The organism is Streptococcus oralis, assembly GCF_001588645.1.
Classification (GTDB): Bacteria; Bacillota; Bacilli; order Lactobacillales; family Streptococcaceae; genus Streptococcus; species Streptococcus oralis_AB.
The window spans coordinates 95,878-115,041 of record NZ_LAYF01000001.1; the positions used below are offsets into that span (position 1 = coordinate 95,878).

7 protein-coding genes are annotated in these 19,164 nt (G+C 42.5%); all 7 read right to left on the bottom strand.

All coding sequences use genetic code 11. The features are described from left to right. Window positions 1-191: 191 nt before the first annotated feature. On the bottom strand, window positions 192-3,374 hold the full coding sequence (locus A0739_RS00460) for an AAA family ATPase (protein WP_061586696.1): 3,183 nt from the start codon (window positions 3,372-3,374) through the stop codon (window positions 192-194). Next, window positions 3,371-4,579: an exonuclease SbcCD subunit D gene (locus tag A0739_RS00465; protein ID WP_061586697.1), complete on the bottom strand. Its 1,209-nt coding sequence runs from the start codon at window positions 4,577-4,579 to the stop codon at window positions 3,371-3,373. The genes A0739_RS00460 and A0739_RS00465 overlap by 4 nt, the downstream gene beginning before the upstream one ends. Window positions 4,580-4,774: 195 nt before the next feature. Continuing rightward, on the bottom strand, window positions 4,775-5,467 hold the full coding sequence (locus tag A0739_RS00470) for a phosphoglycerate mutase (RefSeq protein WP_000240126.1): 693 nt from the start codon (window positions 5,465-5,467) through the stop codon (window positions 4,775-4,777). A gap of 300 nt (window positions 5,468-5,767) precedes the next feature. Next, complete coding sequence (locus tag A0739_RS00475) at window positions 5,768-6,148, bottom strand: hypothetical protein (RefSeq protein WP_061586698.1); 381 nt, start codon at window positions 6,146-6,148, stop codon at window positions 5,768-5,770. Between the two features lie 151 nt (window positions 6,149-6,299). Continuing rightward, window positions 6,300-11,807, bottom strand: coding sequence for a ZmpA/ZmpB/ZmpC family metallo-endopeptidase (locus A0739_RS00480; protein ID WP_061586699.1), 5,508 nt, complete (start codon window positions 11,805-11,807; stop codon window positions 6,300-6,302). Window positions 11,808-12,041: 234 nt separating this feature from the next. After that, a complete protein-coding gene (locus A0739_RS00485; protein WP_061586700.1) occupies window positions 12,042-12,422 on the bottom strand; it encodes a hypothetical protein in 381 nt (126 codons plus the stop codon). A 232-nt stretch (window positions 12,423-12,654) separates the two neighbouring features. Then, complete coding sequence (locus A0739_RS00490; RefSeq protein WP_061586701.1) at window positions 12,655-19,101, bottom strand: ZmpA/ZmpB/ZmpC family metallo-endopeptidase; 6,447 nt, start codon at window positions 19,099-19,101, stop codon at window positions 12,655-12,657. Window positions 19,102-19,164 lie beyond the last annotated feature (63 nt).

Consider the following 19,164-nt stretch of genomic DNA (forward strand, 5'->3'; position numbering starts at 1 on the left):
AACTAGAAGCAAAAACAAAAAAGCTGACCAAAGTCAACTTTTTATTGCAGTAACATTTACCCCTAAGTCCAATATAGTGTGAAGAATAATTAATTAGTCTTCTAGCATAGTTAACTAATAGAATTAGTCAGTATTCTTAGAACATATCAATACATAGTTAGACTGTCTTTAATTTCTAAATTTAACTTATTCTAATCTTTCTGCATAACCTTAATATAGCTACTACCATCGTGTGACTTGATGATAACTAATTGTTGAGCGATCCCTTCCTTCATGTCATCCACATGACTGATGACACCGACCATGCGATTTTCACCAATTTGTTCTAGGACCGTGATAGCCTTGGTGAGGGCTTCCTTATCCAATGATCCGAAACCTTCGTCAATGAAGAGGGCTTCAACAACAGCACCCTTGCTGGTATTTTGCACCACCTCTGAGAGGGATAGGGCAATAGCCAGTGCGGCGATAAAGGTTTCTCCTCCAGACAAGGATTTGACGGAACGCTCGCTACCTGTCAACTGGTCATAGACGTTGATGTCCAAACCAAAGTGATCACGCGCCCTACGTCCTTCTTCACTCAGGACAAAGGAATAGCGATTATCCGTTAAGAGACCGATGTAGTTGGCATTGGCATAATCCAAGATTTGTTGGAAATACTGACGGATAACATAAACTTCAAGATTGAGTCGCCCAGTTAGAGCTGTATTTTCTCCCTTAACCACCTTGACCAAATCACTGAGCTCTTGATGAGCCTTAAAGGCCTCCTGGTTGCTGTCTTGAAGGGTCTTAGCCGCCTGGTAGGTAGCCGTCGCATCCTCAAACCCCTTCTCTAATACAGAAACCTGAGCATGCTGCTGATTATAACTTTCCTGACAAGCCTCTACTGCTTGCGCTAGACTATCGAGATCTGGTTGTTCTTGATTTTGGAGAAGCTCTTGGCTATTGCTAATCTGGATCTGCAACTCTTGTTTAAGAGTTTGGTAGCTTGTCAATTGAGCCTGGAGCTCAAGAATAGCTTGATTGTTCACCTCATGCAACCAACTCTGGATTTGATTTTGGTCATTGGTGAGGGCCCCTTCAGCCTTAAGACTTTGGTCTAATTCAGCCGATAAACGCTTCATTTCTTGGCTGGTCTTTTCTTTAGACTTGTTCAAGCTCTTAAGTTGCCCCTTGACTCCTTGAATTTCGGCATAAAGTTGGTTGTAGGCCTCACCATTTTCCTTGACTTTCTTATTGTAGAAGTCCAACTCTTGCTTAGCTAGGGAAATACGTTCTTGATAAACCTCAACAGATTCAAGCTCTGGATGAGCTTCCTGCAAGTCTTTTAGGCGCTCCTTATTTTGGTTAAATGCAGCCTTGGCCTCTTGATAGTTTTTAGAAAAATCTACCTCTTCTTCCTGAGCTTTGGCTAACTTAGCTTTATATCGTACATAATCTGTCTCTTCTTTATCATAACGTTTTTGTAACTCTTGATAATACTTTTTAACCTTCAGAAGTAGGACTTGTCCACGGTATGCTTCATAGTCCTCTGAAAAATCAAAATCAAATTGTCCCTTAACTTGGTCTTCGAGTTCTTGATAGTTTTTTTGAAGAGTTGACTTTAATTCAGCCAACCTGTTAAGCGATTTTTTACGATTAGATTCAACTTCTCTCAATGTAGCCTGAAGCTTTGACAAGGTAGCAACTTGATCTTCTTTTTGATCTTGAAGTGCCTCAACCGAATCCATGATACCCTTCAAGGTCATTTCATCAGCCTGTGTCCCATCAACCTTAGGATGATCCAAGGAACCACAGACCATACATGGCTGTCCATCCTCTAATTCTGCCTGCAACTGGGCAATCATGAGTTGACGACGTGAAGCTAAAGTCGTTCTTAACTTCTCTTCCAATTCTTTGAGGCTTTCTTGAGCTTGGTCAAACTCCAAAGAGTACCTTTGATATCGTTTTTTGTTATCTACCAACTCCTGATCCAATTCCACTATATCTTTTAGGTTCTGAGCCAGTTGCTTATCCACACTGTATTCCACAGACTGGAGGAGTTTTTCGACCTCATGTACACTATCCGAACTAAGACGATTAGTCTCCAAATCTAACAAGGACTGTTTAAGGAGCTCAATCTTTTCCGAAGCCTGCTGATAGGTTTTTTCCCACTGCTTGTAGTTAGCACGTGAACATTTGAATTTGTCTTGCTCTTTGGCAAGATCCTGGGCATGGCTAATAGCCCCTTCTAACGCTTTCAGTTTCTCTTCTTTTTGATGAAAATCCTCAGTCTGAGCTTCCAGTGCCTCTTTTTGAACCTTAACTTCCTCAAAATCCTGCTGCTTAGCACTTAGTACTTCTTGAGCGATTTCAAGGTCTTGTTCTAATTGCAACAACTGCTTTTTATACTGCTCAGAGCTACTAAAGATTTCTTGTAAGCCTTGAGCAAACTGCAATTCCTCCAGATGCGCTTTAGCCTTTGCCATTTCCTGAGCATTTACCTCAATTTTCAGACGGTAACGCTTCTTGGCTTGTTCCAATTCTTGGAAAATCTTTGCCACATCTTGCGCAGTTTGCAAGCTCTTCTGCAGCTTAGCCAAATCCTCATGGGCATCCTTCTGGATGCTTTTTTGCTCTTCAAGATTTTCTTGACGTTGTGCCAAAAGTTCTTTAAGGCGTGCCAGTTTTTCATAGGCTGGCGTTTGGGACAGAACAGCTAATTCCTCCTCAGACCAAACCTGACTGGCAAAATGACCATCTAGCTGAGCCTGACGCTTCTCCATATCCTTATTGCTCTGACGAAGAAGCTCCTCCAAGCTCTTTTGAAAGCGGTCAAAAATACCTGTTCCAAAGATTTTTTTCAAAATTTGAGTCTTGGTCTTGGAATCTTCTTTCAAGAAACGACTGAAATCATTTTGCGGAAGAAGGATAATCTGTTTGAACTGCTCGGCATTGAGCCCCAAAATTTGCTCAATCTGATCACTCACTTCCTTGATTTTATCCCCGAGCTTTTCGATTTCTTGACCACCAATCTTATCCACAATAACTAGAGAAGCTGACCCTTTTTCCTCAGTCGTACCACCACCTCGCTTTGCAATCCTATTTTGCTTAGGAACACGTTCAATCCGATAAAGATGATTGCCTTGCTGGAAGTAGAAAGTCACCTTAGTCAAGTCATCCTCTGGACCGGCAAAAGTTGACCTCATCTCCTCGACAATGCGATCACCACTGGTCGTTGCAAACAAGGCTACTGTCATAGCATCAAAAAGAGTACTCTTACCAGCTCCTGTATCTCCACCAATCAAAAAGAGGGGTGCATGATCAAACTGGGTAAAATTGATAACTTCCTTACGGTAAGGCCCAAAATTAGTCAATTCTAACTGGACTGGTCTCATTGTCGGCTCCTCCCAATCTCCTCAAAAATACTTTCCACAAGGGCAGTTTGTATCTCAGACAAGACATCGCCCCCAGTCACCGTCTGGTAGAAATCAGAAACAATTTCCTGTGGCGACTGCATTTCCAAATCTTTTAAGTGCTGATTAACAGTCAAATTTTCTTCCCTGACATCACCCAAACGACTGAAAGTGATTTCTACAATATCTGTCCCATAAATTTCTTCCAGACGGGCACGCACATTGATACCCTCTAACTCCTTACGGCTAGACAGTTGAATATCAAAGGCAAACCAAGCCTTTTGACAAGGCTGTTCCCTATAAAATTCAGGTGACATCAAGGTTTCAAAAGGCGCCTGCAAGGTCAAAATCGGCCGTCTAACTTCTATAGAATGGAAGGTCTGAGACAAATTACCAGTCGAATCCAATTCAACAATATAAACACCCTTTTCTTCCTTGCGCTTGGCTTCTTTGACATTAAAGGCTACTGGACTGCCTGAATATTGCACGCGCTTGGTCGGACTAGCAAAGCGCGTATGGATATGCCCCAAGGCCACATAATCGAAAGCCTTGAAAAGGTCACTGGTCACATTGGTAAGACCACCCACCGTATTGCTGGTTTCAGACAACATCAGTTCTCGAAGACTTTGACCATCTTGGTCATCTTTCTTAGAAACCGCAAAATGCGTCACTAAGATATGAGCCTTGTCAGGATCAAAAGCTTTTTCCATATCCTCAAGAATGTAGGTCAAGGCATCACCAATCCCCTGAATCTCCTTATCCTCATCGTCCTTATAATAAATCCGAGCATCAATAGGATCAATAAAGGGTAGGAGGAAAATCTGGCAGTCTCCCAACTCGATAGGCTCAAAAGCCTCCTCCAAACGTGTGCTTAAATGAAGACCCTGAGGTTGAAAAAAGTCTCGCCCAAAATGCAAACGTTCAGCCCCATCGTGATTACCACTAATGGCATAGACAGGAATCTGCTCCTCCAAGACTAAACGTGCCAAAGTCTTATTAAAAAGCTTGATTGCATCCACAGGTGGAACCGCACGGTCATAGAGGTCACCAGCAATAATAACTCCATCCACCTGTTCAGAAATAGCTAAATCCACAATCTGTTGAAAAGACCACTCCTGCTCTTCTAGCAAAGACCAACCATTGAGCGTTCGACCCACATGCCAATCTGACGTATGTAATAACTTCATTACCCTCTCCTCATTCAGTTTGATCCTATTTTACATTTCATATTTCAAAGGCAAACAATTCTTAAATTGACTGATATTTTTTAATATAACCAAAAAGAGAGGACCAAACCGGTCCCCTCTCAATATTAGTTTATCATCAACCACTGTAGTTAACAAGAAACTACTTAATCTTGAGTCTAAAGACTCCTTTGGATTTTATTTTCCAAGGTAGTATTCAGAAACTACGTTTAATTTTTCGTCGAATTCGAATACCAATGGTGGGAAGTTAGGGATTTCCACGTCCATGATTTCGTCATCTGACAAGCGTTTGATGTGTTTTACAAGGGCACGGATTGAGTTACCGTGAGCTCCCACGAATACGTTTTTACCATCTTTAAGTGCTGGAGCAATTTTATCTTCCCAGAATGGAAGGGCACGTTCCAAAGTCACTTTCAAGTTTTCAGCATCTGGAATAACTGAGTCGTCAAGTGAAGCGTAACGACGGTCAGTGTGAGCTGAGTGCTCATCATCACGATCCATGTTTGGAGGCAATACATCGTATGAACGACGCCAGATGTGAACTTGCTCATCACCAAATTGTTCAGCAGCTTCAGCTTTATTTTTACCAGTCAAACCACCGTAGTGACGTTCGTTCAAGCGCCATGATTTTTCAACTGGAACCCACAATTGGTCAGCCGCTTCAAGAGCCAAGTTTGTTGTTTTGATCGCACGTTTCAATACTGAAGTGTAAGCTTGGTCAAATTCGATACCAGCTTCTTTGATCAATTTACCAGCGTCAATCGCTTGTTGTGTTCCTTTTTCAGACAAATCAACATCAGCCCAACCAGTGAAAAGGTTAGCTTTGTTCCATTCAGACTCACCGTGGCGAGCAAAAACCAATTTTACCATTAGATGGATTCTCCTTTTATTTTTCGAGGTTTCCCTCGTTTATCTATTCTATTTTACACAATTTTTCACAAAAAAGCTAGTTAAAATCAATTAAAAAGAGAGAACAGTGTCCTCTCATCTAGTTATTATTAATTCGCGATATTCAATCAAGAAACAATTGCAATAATTTGTTATTTAAAGCATCAATTAAACGATCAGTATTCTTAGTTACATCATCTCTTCTTATATCTAACATATTCTTTCGCCAGATCATTCTTTAAATGAAAAAACAACCCTAAAACGGATTGTTTCACTAAATTATCAGACAAGGCCTCGGACTTCTTTCAAAAATTTAGCAAAAGAAACAGCTCCTTTAATGATTAGAAATCCTCCTATCCACTCGGTAGCTGAAAGAAATCCCATCACTCCACCAATGATAAATAGAATAGAAGGCAGCATTCGAAGTTGTTGATCTTCTTCAAAATAGATTAACATAAAGGTCCCTAATGCAATCATCAAAATCTTAAAAAATGTCAGGAGCAGGGAAAAGGCAACCGTGACAACCAACATCTTTGAAGGATCTTTATAGATGAGAGCCCCAGTATAGGATAGCAAAAATCGTAGGACAGGCCCCAAAAGCAAGGTCACTCCTGCTACCATGCCCAGTCTCCAATTGAGTAGAACCAATCTATCTCTCTCCATAAAAACCTCCTTCTCTCGTAGCTATCATTCTACCATATTTGCTCCAGAAACAAAAGACCTTCTCAGTCATAAACGAATCGCCTACCCGCTTTCAGATAGCCGAACATAAAAAGAGAAGATCTGTCGATCCTCCCTTTTCATTTTCCAACCCTTATTTCTTAAAAATAGAGGTTCTAAAATCGTTTGTTTGGTCAAGATAAGCTTTAAAGATTGCTCTCTTCAACTTATGAACGGCACTGTCGATTTCTGGATCATAATTACTCCAACGTGGACCTTCAGCATCCTTGAGAACAGCTTGGTCCATGAGGGCTTGCAATTCACTCACTCGATTGATGGTCTTTGTCGCATAGCTTGGCCATGGTTTTGTCGGATCTTTAAAGGTCACTTGCTTCAAGTTCCCAAACTGCTTCACACGTTCATTGTACATAGCTTTCTTGAAATCCGCCCAAGATAAATACTTCCCTTCAAATACCTTGTCCAGTACAAGATCATCTGTCACCAATCCGCGTTCTTTACCATAGAGATTAATGGTTTTGCCTTTTTGTTTGGCAGCTTCTTCGTATTGGTTGGAAATATAAGGTACCATTCCATCCTTAAAGCCTTTGGCAGCCAGAAGTTCGTAAGCGATCCGACGTCCCATAAGGTCACCCGGTGTTCCTTTCTCACTGCTGAGAGCTGAAAAGATTGGGGCAAAGAGTTTAATCGTATAGTAGCCATTTCGTTCATAGTCGCCAGACTGGTACTCACGAGCTGACAAGATGTTATGGTCAATCAAACTATCAAAGGTAGTCAATTTTTGGGCCTCTTCTGCTGTCAATTCTTTGACTACGTTAGTGGCATAAACCTCATTTCCATCTACTGGATCTTTCACATACTTGTTCTCAATCTTTCTGAGAGCCGCCATTTTCTGGTAAACATTCAGTTTGTTAACGATTGATTGTCCTTCGAGGTATTCCAGCATGTAGATAAGGTCAAACATGTTGTGGACATAGTTCTGAAGATCTGTTGCGTTTTGGAATCTCTCTGTCGGATCCAAGACTTGCAGACGGGATCCCTCTGTACTATCTGATTTTGAGTGTTTCAAGATAGAATTGATGGTAATGGTTGCGTCACTTGGTTGGTCAGGGGCTTGCAATAAACCTTTTGCAAAGAACTCTGGTCCCAATCCACTTCTTCGACCATAGCCGCCAAGGTAGATATCCTGATCTGAATCATGGGTCATTTCATGGGTATAAGTAATGGCTCCATCCTTGTCCAGCATACGGTAAGACATATAGTAGACGCCATCCCCTGTTGCGTAGGCTCCATGTTGGTTGTGTACTACCTTATTGCCAACTGGGCCAAAGAAGTTTTTCATGGCTGAGTTGGTGCTATCAAACTTAGCCTCCACTGTAGCTTTTCCAGAGGTTGTGTCATCGCCAAACTTATAAGCATCATAAAGCAAGATGGTACGATAGAGTTTTTCACGCCCCTCATTATCTAAAATACGATACCAATAATCATAGTGATCTCGCTGGCGTTTGGCTGTTTCACGCGCATTTTCTTCAACAAAGTCATTGAGAGCCTTGCCCGCTTTATGCTCACTATTGCGGTAGCGATCATAAGCTCCAAATCCTAGACTAGACATGGTCGAGATGACAAAGACGGATCTCTCTGGCAAGGTCAGGAGCGGCAAGACCATATTGCGATATTTCCATGTGGCACTCGTGATGCGGTCATAGACACCGATAGAATACTTGCTACCAGCCTGTCCTTGCTTCATTTTCACCTCTTCGATAGTGGATTTTTCTTCGACGATGTAAGCCTTGGTCTGTGATTTAAACCAGTCATTGTTGCTTTTCTCTGGTAAAAAGACCTTTCGGTAATGTTCTAACGTGCTAAACAAATCTGTCGTTCCATGTTGACTGGCAAGACTGATACCATAAGTATCGACATTATTCTTAGCTAGAAGATTGTTAAAGCCAGATTTACCTAGCTCAATCAGAGTATCTAGTGGTGAAGCATTTCCCTTACCAAAGAAGTCCAAATGGTACAGAACCAGGTCTTTGACATTCACCTGACCATAGCTAAAGTTATACCATCGTTCCAGATAGGTCAAGCCAAGTAGCAAGGCTTCCTTGTTGTGCTTGATTTTATCTACAAGATAGCCCTTGGTGACTGGATTGTCACCGACAAGTCCAGCATCAGCTGACAAGAGTTTTTTCAAACTGTCTTCCAGTTGTTGTTTTGTTTTGGCGAACTGGTCTTCTAGATAGAGCTCAGTTTGCTTGACGTTTGGAGAAATACCGAGTGTCTTTCTGATGGCTTCTGAGTGGTAGTCAACCTTTTGTAAGTCAGGTAAGACTTGCTTGATGATAGAAGATTGGTCATACAAGAATTGGTTTGGCGTATAGAGAAGCCCAGTATCTCCTAGACTATATTCTGCTAATTTGGCAAAATCATTCTGATACTTGAGATCCAGCTTCTCAGATAAATCATCCTTGTAGTGAAGCAAGAGTTTGTTTGCCGTCTCTTTGTTAGAAACAATGTCTGTGATGACTTGGTTATCCTTCATCATGACTGCTGACAAGAGTTCTTTTTGATATAAAAGACTGTTCTCATTGACCAGATTTCCGTATTTGACGATGGTTGCCTTGTTGTAGAAAGGTAGCAATTTTTCAATGTTCTTATAAGCCAAGGCGCGCTTAGCTTGATAATGGGCCACCTTAGAAAAATCACTGTCTTTTTTACCACTTGTTGAGAGTGGCTCCACTGTTGGTAGAGTGAGAGGATTGATTGCTGCTTTCTTGCTTGCAATTTGAGAAGCATCTAGCATCGTTCCTCTTTCTTCAAAGGATTCCTTGCTGACGACCTCATCCTTAACCAAGGTGACATTGTAGACTCTGTTGGCCTTGCTGCTGAATGTGTCCTTCACCTTCATTCCGTTATAGTGGTAACCAGTGATGGCATTTCCGTTGGTTACATTGACATCACTGAGGACATTGGTCAAACTTCCAGCATGCTTTACATCACCAGAAGTTCGATCCCACAAATTGCCTGCCACTCCCGCCACTCTACCAAAATGCTTGACATTGTTAATGTCACCCTCAGCATAACTATCTTGGATCTGTGCATCCTGATCTACTAGACCTGCAAGACCACCCACTGTCTGATCTGAACTATTTGTGTTGGATGAAATGGCTACTGTCGCTTTTGACTTCGTCAGCAAAGCCCTGTTTCCTGTCAAATGACCGACCAGACCACCGATATTGTAGGCTGCAGTCGTCTCATAAGTGTTAATAATTCTTCCCTTGAAACTGCTCTCTGTGATGCTTGATTGCTCAGCCTTTGCCAGCAAGCCACCGATACCACGTTCACCAGCCAGAACACCATCAACGTGAACTTGCTTAATCTTTGTGCCATTCTGAGCTTTATATGCTAGTGAACCGATATCATCTTTACCTGAAATAGAGACATTTTTCAGACTCAATTTTTCTACTGTGGCGCCATTCAAGGTTTCAAAAAGAGGTTTTTTCAAGTTGTAAATAGCATACTGCTTGCCATCTTTTTCACCGATCAACTGACCAGTAAAGGTGCCCTTGATGTAGGATCTATCATCAGGTCCCAGTTCCACTTCGTTGGCATTCAAACTAGCTGCTAAATGATAGGTTCCAGAGAGATTCTGGTTGATAGCTTTGACCAGGTTGCTAAAGGAAGTAAAGGTTGTTGTTTCGTCTGTAGCCTTCTTAGCTAGGTAGAAGGTGAAATTATCGACATACTTATTTTCTAGCTCTTGCTGGAGTTTCTCAGCCTTGGCTGTGATTTTATAAACTGGCTGCCCATTTTTCGTTTCTGCCGTTATTGAAGCGACTGGTAGATAGACATCTTTAAATGACGAGGATTTAACCTTGACAAAGTAAGTGTCTGGATTACTTGGAACACCGTCTAAAGAAACGTGTTGTTTGTAAGTACCATTGGTCTGACTATACAACTCCAGATCCGAAACATTTCTTAGCTCAAGCGCCTTCTCTGGGTCTTTTTCTTTTGGTTTTTCTGTCGGAGCTTCCGGTTTTACTTGCTCGGTATTGCCAGTATATTCTGGAAGAGGAGCGACTTGCTCCGGTTCAACGATGGTTCCTGCTTGAGTGCCTGTATAGGCTGGTATTTCAGTTGTCTCTGGGGCTACTATTGCACCAGATTGCTCACCTGTATATTCCGGTAGGGAAGACTGGGGCTCCGGTTCCACAATCGCTCCCGCTTGAGTTCCTGTATATTCTGGTGTTGGTGGCACCTGTTCAGGTTCTACGATTGCTCCAGACTGCTCGCCTGTATAGGCTGGTTTATCAGTCGTTGCTGGTTCCACCAAAGCCCCTGACTGGACACCCCCAACCTCTGGCTCAACTTTTTCCGGCTCAACGATGGCACCAGCTTGAGTTCCCTGATACTCAGGCAATGGAGCAACTTGCTCGGGTTCAACGACGGCTCCTGCTTGGGTGCCTGTATATTCTGGTTTTTCAGCTGTCTCTGGGGCTACAACCGCTCCCGCTTGAGTCCCATTGTATTCTGGTAATGGAGCCTGAGTCTCAGGCTTTCCCTTTTTTGCAGACTGAGGGGCTTCACTTGGAGCAACTGCCTTCTTAGTCCCTTTCTCTACTATACGTGGCAAAGCTTCTTCTACTTTAGTTGAGAGAACTTCCCTAGAAATTTCTTGGTTTTCAACAGTGAAAATGCGAACAAGTTCAATCTTCTTCCCAGCACGACCTTCTTGTTTGACATGGATGGTTCCCTCTGTTAGTTCTGGATTTTCCTGCACCACTTCTGAAAAGCCTAGTTTGGTTACAATTTCTTGGTCTTTGTATAGGAGCTCTGGTTTGTTCACGCGACCAGCCAAGACTTCATCCTGAGGATCTACACTAGCAAGACCAGATGGATTTTGATTGGATGAATCTTGAGATGGGATTGGCTTGTCAGCAGGGAGTGTAGGAGATGGAGCTTTCTGCTCATCTCCTGCCCTTTGTCCACCTTCATTGGTCTGAAAATGAGGCTGAACCGTGTAGTCAAATTTCTGATCCCTAGCAGCAGTTTCTTGCTGATTAATCTCTTTGTCTTGCTTAATATAGCCTAGGTAAGTATAACCCGATAAGGCACGTGGCAAAGGCAGACTATCTCCTTGAGATAATTGGTATTCCTGATTGTACTGGAGCAAAAGTTGATTTTCGATAGCCTGAACTGAAGAAGCCAAACCACTGCTCATCCCCGTTACCAAAATCACATTCAAGAGAGCTTTCTTTTTGCCTTTCTTTTTCGATACGACAAAAATAAGGAGGCCAATCGAAGCCAAGGCTCCACCAGTTAAAACACTAGTAAGGCTATTCTGCCCACCTGTATTGGGCAACTGACCTAGTTGGGCTTTCTCATCCATACGGTAGACTAGATAATAGGTGCTCTCACTATCTTCAGCAATTTTCGGAATGTCCTTTACAATCAAGTCCTTCTCTTGACTACTTAGCTCTGTATCCGTCACATATTTGTAGTGAATAGCTACATTTTCTTGAGCAAATACGGTTCCACTACTCACAATGGACACAAAAAATAGGCTTGAAATCGAAGCTGACACAAGTCCAATTGCTAATTTTCGTAAGGAGAAACGATGCTGCTTCTCTCCAAAAAACTTTTTCATTCTAAATCCTCTCAACTATTCAACCTCTATCAAGAAAATAACTAGCATTATATTTTGATATAGGTATTTCACATCCACCATTATACTATAAAAATACTTCCTTGTCTCAAATAAATTCTTTGAATTTCATGAAAGTAAAAGCTTATTTATCCTGTCAATTTTACCCCTGCTTGATGACAAAAAAAGAAGGCTAAGCGCCTTCTCTTATTTGAAAATATTTCTAACAAAAAGTCATTATTCTTGAATCTCGAATTTTTTCAAAAGTCCAAAATAGAGGGATCCACCAATGATTGTCAGAATTCCTCCTACCCATCCCAAGAATGGGATCAATCCAACAGAACCACCTACGATAAACAAAACAGACGGTGCAGGAGTCACACGCTTATCGTCCTTGTAATAGACAATAGACACAATTCCTAAAACCAAGACAGCAATTTTTACCAATGCCAAAATGATTGAAAAAATCGTCAATATACCAACTGTTGCATCAGAGTCCTCCGTCGCCGCAGCAGCCCCGACAGCTATCATAAACATAACAAGAGGTGCCAACAGCAAGACGATACCTGAAATAAGACCAAAAATCGCATTTACGCGAGCAAGTGCTTTTGTTTTCATTCGAATCTCCTTAAAAAAAATTTTACAACTATCATTTTATCATATTTTCATGAAAAACAAAAGAAATTTCAAAACGAGTATACTAGATGGTGAATGATTTCAAATTTCTCTCCAGACATTTAGAGTAAGAACTCTGTCATGTATCAATTTGTTTGTAGGTTCATTCGTTTTTTGTACTGAGCAAGACGTTTCCCTAAAAAAAGAAGATCACTTGGATCTTCCTTTTTCGTGTCTATCTTTCAAAGATAGACTGTCTGAAATCGTCTGTAGCACGTAGATAAGCATTGAAAATACGATACTTGAGTTGGGCGACACTGCTCTTAGAGCTGTCTGATAAGGCACGATCAATGTTCTTAGCTGAGGCATCCGCTAGTACTGCTAAGTACATATAATCTTGCAATTCCTCATAAGAAGAAATCGTAATTTGTCGTTTGCTATCTAGTTTTCCTGCTTCAAACTCGATGGTGATAGGGCGAAGGAAGTTTTGAGCCTTATTGTATCGCTCATTTAGCATAGCTTTCTTCAAATCCTTCCATGATTCATACTGACTACCGTAGAGATTTTTAAGGATCCGATCATCTCCAACTACTCCGACATCTCCACGGTTCCAAGTTGAGTAGGTCTTGTCTCCTTCTTTGAGGGCTTGGCCAGCGTATTGGCCAGATACATATGGGACAAATCCTTGTTGGTAGCCCTTATCTCCTAGCAATTCATAGGCTCTACGGCGGAACATAAGTCCCCCAGGAGCACCAGTTGGATTGTCTAGAGCTGCATAGAAGGAAGCAAACATATTGATGACATAGTAGCCATTTCGTCCAAAGCTAGCTCTATCCCAACCATCGCGACGACCAATGATATTATGGTCAACCAGAGCATCGACAGATTTTAGTTTGGCTGCTTCTTCGGCAGTTATAGGGACAATTCGATCATCAGCGTGAGCTTGTTTACCATAAGACGTATTCTCAAATTTATAATTTTCAGCCTTACGGTACCATTTCATTTTCTGTTGATCAGTTAGAACTCCAGTAACAATATCCCCTTCTACATAATCCAGAAGGTTCAGTACATCAAAGACTCCATGCATGTAGTCGCGAAGAGCATCTGCTGAGGAGAATCGGGCAACAGGATCATAGGTATGGTAACGTGTGGTCGAATCTTTATCTCCCTGATAGAAGCTATTGAGCACGAGACCTTTTTCGCTAACATTGGTTACAGACTCTAACATTCCTGTAGCAAAACTCTCAGGTCCTTCACCCTCACGACGACCATGTCCTTCAAAATAGATAGAACCATCCGAGTTGTGGGTCATTTCATGGGTATAGACCATGGTTCCAGAAGCTCCCAGCATCTGGTCATAGACGTAGAAGACTTCATAACCATTGGCAAAGGCTCCTAGTCCATTGTCTCCGTGATATTTGCCAGCAGGGCCAAAGAAATTGTACATAGCAACAGAGGTCTTATCATTACGCGGAGCCCAATATTGCTGGCCTTTATCATTATAAAGAAAGAAACCGTCTGTAACGATCACCCGTCTGAATAGAGTGTCTTTCCTGTTTGGACTTAGAATGTTGTACCACATGTCATAGTGGTTTCGTTGCCATTCAGCTGATTGATCCACAAGTTTTTCAACGTGTCGATGGAGTTCCTCACCTGAGAGAACTCTGCCACCTTCTTTCCTGTAGCCTCCAAAGCTACCAAAGGCAATGGTCGACATATTGCTGATGATATAGACATCTCTTTCAGGTAAGGTCAGAAGTTGGAGGACCATTTGCTTGAAGCCCCAATCTCCCTGAGTCAGTCTGTCGTAGACCTTGATTGTATACTTACTCTTACGATCTGCATTGTCCTGTTTAGCCTGAATTTCTGGCAGACTTGAACGAGCTTCTACGATATAAGCCTTGGTATTTTCCTTGAACCACTCACTGTTGGTTTTGTTTGGTAAGAAGAGTTCGCGCAGACTTTCTAAGTAAGCAAAGAGGTCTCCTTTGCCTTTTTCCTTGGCTAGGAATTGTCGGTAAGCATTGAAGTTGTTTTGCGCTCGAAGATTGCCCATTCCAGAGTTCCCGAGAGCAATGATAGTATCCAGTGTCGAAGCTGCTTGATTACCAAAGAAATCAAACTTATAGGCATTAAGGTCCTTGGTGTTGAACGTTCCATAGTTGACATTGTACCAACGATTGAGATAGGTCAGACCAAGCAGGAAGGCCTCTTTGTTCTTCAGAATCTTTTGGCTAATCGCATCCGCTACGGCAGAACCTAGGGTGTTAATCGACTTGTCAACTGAAAGTACCTTGAGGAGCTCCTGACCTAGTTCAGCCTTGGTTTGTTCAAAGGCTTTTTCTAGATAAAGATCATCTAAGGAAGCTGTTTCACCAATTCCCAGTACCTTACGCACTGCAGTTGAGTCATAAGTCATAGCTTTGAGTTCATCCAAGACATTCTCTTTAATGGTCTGATAGTCCGATAGAAAGGCCTCTGGTGTATAGAGCAAATTCTTATCAGCAATGCTATATTCTGCAATCTGGCCATTGGCAAAATCACCCTTGTAGGTCAGATCAAGATAAGAGATTGTCTTATCTGCATAATGCAGCATCAGTCTATTGATTTCACCCTTATGGCTGTTGACATCCGTTATCAGTGTCTCATCTTTCATCGGAACAACATCTAGCAGGGCTACTTTGTTGAGTTTATCATCTTCAGCTAATTGGTTGGCTGTATGAACGATGAAGTCTTTGTTGTAGAATGGTAATAGTTTTTCTACATTTTCGTAGGCTTGCTTTCTGGACTCCTGGGCTCCCCTCACTCGACTATAGTCTGTTTGATGCTGGTAAGCTTGCTGCAATGACTCTTGGTCCGTCAAGTTTGAAGTGATTCCAAAGGACTGACGTTTGGCTTGCGCATCGGCTTCTGAAATAGAACGGACAAAACGCTCATCTTTTCGATTTGCTGTAGTTCCTTCAAGAACATAAGAGTCCCGAACAGAGGCCTCAGGATACGGATCTCCTGTCATCGCATGACCATTTTGAACCTTGACACTAGTCAAGACATTTCGGACCTGTCCATTGTTCCAAGTAGATCCGATCGCTCCACCGACTTGGCCAGAATGACCTCCATTTTGGATAGAACCAGTCACATAAGAAGTTTCTAATCTAGCTCCATTTTGCAAGCGACCAATCAAGCCTCCAACACGCTGGTCTCCATTTCGACCCGTTACTTGGATAGATACATCCGCCTGACTCTTCTGCGCCAGTGATTGGTTGCCGTGGAAATTACCAACCAAGCCACCAACATTGTACTCCTGCCCCCCATCTTGGGTGCTGGAGATTGTCCCTTTAAAGGCAACATTGGTTAGTTTTGTGTTTTGGGCAACTCCTACAAGTCCACCGATATGTTTGTTCCCAGATAGACTACCACTTACAGAAACATCCGTAATCGTTGCATTTTGAGCATTGCTAGCCAAGGTCCCTATAGAATCCTTGCCTGTCACTGCAGCCGATTTCAAGGTCAGTTGCTGGATGCTGGCATTTTTCAAGGTTGCAAAGAGTGGTTTTGCCAAGTTGTAGATGGTATAATCTTTGCCATCCACTCGGCTAGTTAGACTACCTGAAAATTCTTCTGGAACATAGCTTGTCACAGACTGTTCTAACTGGAGTTCATCCGCTGAAACATCCGCTCCTAGTTTAAAGTTTCCAGTCGGGTTTGACTTCATGGCCTCTATGAGCGTTTTGAAGGAAGTATAGACTCCTTCTTGGCTAAGAGGCGTTTTTGGCAGTTCAAAAGAGTAATCTGGACGATAACGATCTCCTTCTCCCTCGACGAGCTGATTAGCTGATACCGTTACGGAGTAGGCATTGCCCTTATCTGTAATCTTAGAAACAGGTAAGAGCATATCCTTGAACTTATCTGACTGAATGCGGACATAGTAGTTGTCCAAATCAGACGGCACTTCCGACAGGGATAGGTAACGTCGGTAGTGACTACCATCTTTACCGTACAGTTCGATGCGGTCGATGTCTTTGATTTCAACCTTCTTATAATCTAGCTGAACTAGGCGTTGATCCTCTATACTAGTTTGTTCCCCTTGACCCAGGTCATATTTCATGACAGTTTTGAGGGTATAAGGAGTATAGTAGTCCAAGTCATCAAGCGTCAATTTTTGAGTGAGGTCCACAAGGTCGACTTCCTTAATTAACGTTTCACCCTTGTATAGCTGCACTTTGGCTGATTGATAGCTAGCTGTAGCATCCGTCAAGTGATAGCTAAGAGAAACTTGGCGTTTGTCTTCTTCCTTCTCGACACGGACTAGAGAGAGGGTTGGTTTTCTCTTGACACCATCCAGAGCTTGACGAGCGGCCTCGAGATCCGTCCGAACTTGATCGACCAAGGCTTGATTGGCGAAAGGATTGTCCAAAACGAGCTTGGCCTGATCTAGAGCACGACGATAGCGGAGTTTGGCTTGTTCATCAGCATACTGGTAAGCAACTGTAGACTGAGTCACATCCTTCATGTCAAATTCAACACCAAGAGTTTTCTTATCAACAGGTTGGCCATCTAGATTATTCTTAGCAGTTTCAAGGGCCTTTTTCAAAGAATCAACCTGTTCTTGACTAGCATGAGATGCCTCAAAGAGAGCTTGGGCATTTGCGACTGCCTGTTTATAAGACTCTTGATCTGCAGTGGTATCATTGAAATACTGATGCGTTTTCTGAATGCTATCGGCCTCTTCCACTAATTGGTGTAAGGGTTCGAGGTCGAGAGTTCCTTTTTCTGGTTCCACAGGAGCGTGATCCGCATTTGTAGAAATTGGTTTTGTACCGACTTTGATAATCTGAGGAACTGCTTCTTTGGTGACAGTGTTAGAGATTTCCTCTGTATTTTCGACTTTTCCATCTACTAAATACTGACGAGTCACAATCGTACGGACGCCATCTTGACCAGCTTGGCTAACTTCTCTTTGCCCCAATGGCAGGTCTGCACTTTCCACTTCCTTGGTTGGATAGGGTTCGGCCACTGTTGTGGTAACGTCCTTTTCTTCAACGTTTAAGCTTGGAACTTCATTTACAGGAGCGTCTGTTGGTTTCTCGCTAACAGGATCTGTTCCGACCGTTACGATCTCTGAGACCGCTGGAGTCGTCACTTCGTTGGAGATTTCCTGGATTCTCTCTACTTTGCCATCTACTATGTACTGACGGGTGACAATCGTACGGACGCCATCTTGACCAGCTTGGGTTATCTTGGTCTGACCAACTGGCAAACTATCACTCTCTACTCGTTCTCGAGTGTAGGGTTCTGCTACCGTTGTGGTAACATCTTTTTCTTCAACGTTTAAGCTTGGAACTTCATTTACAGGAGCGTCTGTTGGTTTTTCACTAACAGGGCCTGTTCCAACTGTTACGATCTCTGATACTGCAGGAGTTGTCACTTCGTTCGAGAGTTCCTGGCTTCTCTCTACTTTTCCATCTACCATGTACTGACGGGTGACGATTGTACGCACGCCATCTTGACCAGCTTGTGTTATCTTGGTCTGGCCAACTGGCAAGCTATCACTCTCTACTCGTTCTCGAGTGTAGGGTTCTGCTACCGTCGTGGTAACATCTTTTTCTTCAACCTTTAAGCTTGGAACTTCATTTATTGGAGCGTCTGTTGGTTTTTCACTAACGGACTCCTCTGGGCTTGGTTTTGTAGGAGCAAGGACCTTGCTTCCGACTTTTCTAATCTCAGAAGTCGGCTCAGTCGTTACCTGATTGGAAACCTCCTCTGTATGGATAACCTGACCATTTAAAATGTAGCTGCGGGTCAGAATGGTACGACTACCATTTTTCCCTGCCTGAATCACCTCAGTTTGACCTTGCGGCAAATCAGCCGCCTCTACTTCCTCCACTTGGAAAGGAATAATCTCTGTACGACTGGTATCTTTACTTTCAACCTTTAACTCTGGTTGTTCAAAGACAGGAGCATCACTTGGTTTCTGAGCACGGTACTCTTCCCGCGCTTGACTTCCGTTTGAAGTTTGAACTGGAGTATCAATAGGAGCCGAATGATTCAACTCTTTCTTGCCATCAACTGGAGAGTTTACTTCTTTTTGAGATTTCAAATACCCTACATATTGGTAGCCTTCAATCGTAAGTGGGGATTGCAATGTTTCCCCGATCTGTACAGTCAATTCCTGATTATAGTCTGCCAGCATTTGATTTGTCAAAGCCAAGGAAGTTGGCGCAATTAGCTGACTTCCTAGACTGGTCAAGAGCATGAATGAAGCTAGTTTCTTGCGATCATCTCTGCCCAGTTTAATCGCTACGACTAGGAGTACCAAGCCTGCCCCTGCGGCAATTGAGCTAATGAGTTGGCTGTGACCAGTTGCAGGCAACTGTCTCGTCGGACGATAAATCAAATAGTATGTATCATCTGTTTCCTCAGAAAACTGTGGCAATTCTTTGACTACCAACTGCTTTTCTTGGTCTGTGAGCTCACTCTCTGTCACGTACTTATAGTGAATCTGTTTTGTGACGGATGGCGTCTGTTCACTAGCTGCTACATTTGCAAGAGAACCTCCTCCACTAAAAAGGTAGAAAACGCCTACCAGAGCAGAAACCAAACCAACCGAAACTTTTCTCAATGAAAAACGCTGGTGCTTTTTTCCTAAATAATTTCTTTTCATTCCTAATCTTTCCTTCATCATGATTTGAATCCCCTCTATTCTACCGAAATTTACTAGATTATTCAATTTATTTGCTATAAATAA

What these genes read in the sequence shown, in the direction of transcription:
- A0739_RS00460 (WP_061586696.1), bottom strand. Translation starts at nt 3,374, where the DNA reads ATGAGACCAGTCCAGTTAGAATTGACTAATTTTGGGCCTTACCGTAAG.
- A0739_RS00465 (WP_061586697.1), bottom strand. Translation starts at nt 4,579, where the DNA reads ATGAAGTTATTACATACGTCAGATTGGCATGTGGGTCGAACGCTCAAT.
- A0739_RS00470 (WP_000240126.1), bottom strand. Translation starts at nt 5,467, where the DNA reads ATGGTAAAATTGGTTTTTGCTCGCCACGGTGAGTCTGAATGGAACAAA.
- A0739_RS00475 (WP_061586698.1), bottom strand. Translation starts at nt 6,148, where the DNA reads ATGGAGAGAGATAGATTGGTTCTACTCAATTGGAGACTGGGCATGGTA.
- A0739_RS00480 (WP_061586699.1), bottom strand. Translation starts at nt 11,807, where the DNA reads ATGAAAAAGTTTTTTGGAGAGAAGCAGCATCGTTTCTCCTTACGAAAA.
- A0739_RS00485 (WP_061586700.1), bottom strand. Translation starts at nt 12,422, where the DNA reads ATGAAAACAAAAGCACTTGCTCGCGTAAATGCGATTTTTGGTCTTATT.
- A0739_RS00490 (WP_061586701.1), bottom strand. Translation starts at nt 19,101, where the DNA reads ATGATGAAGGAAAGATTAGGAATGAAAAGAAATTATTTAGGAAAAAAG.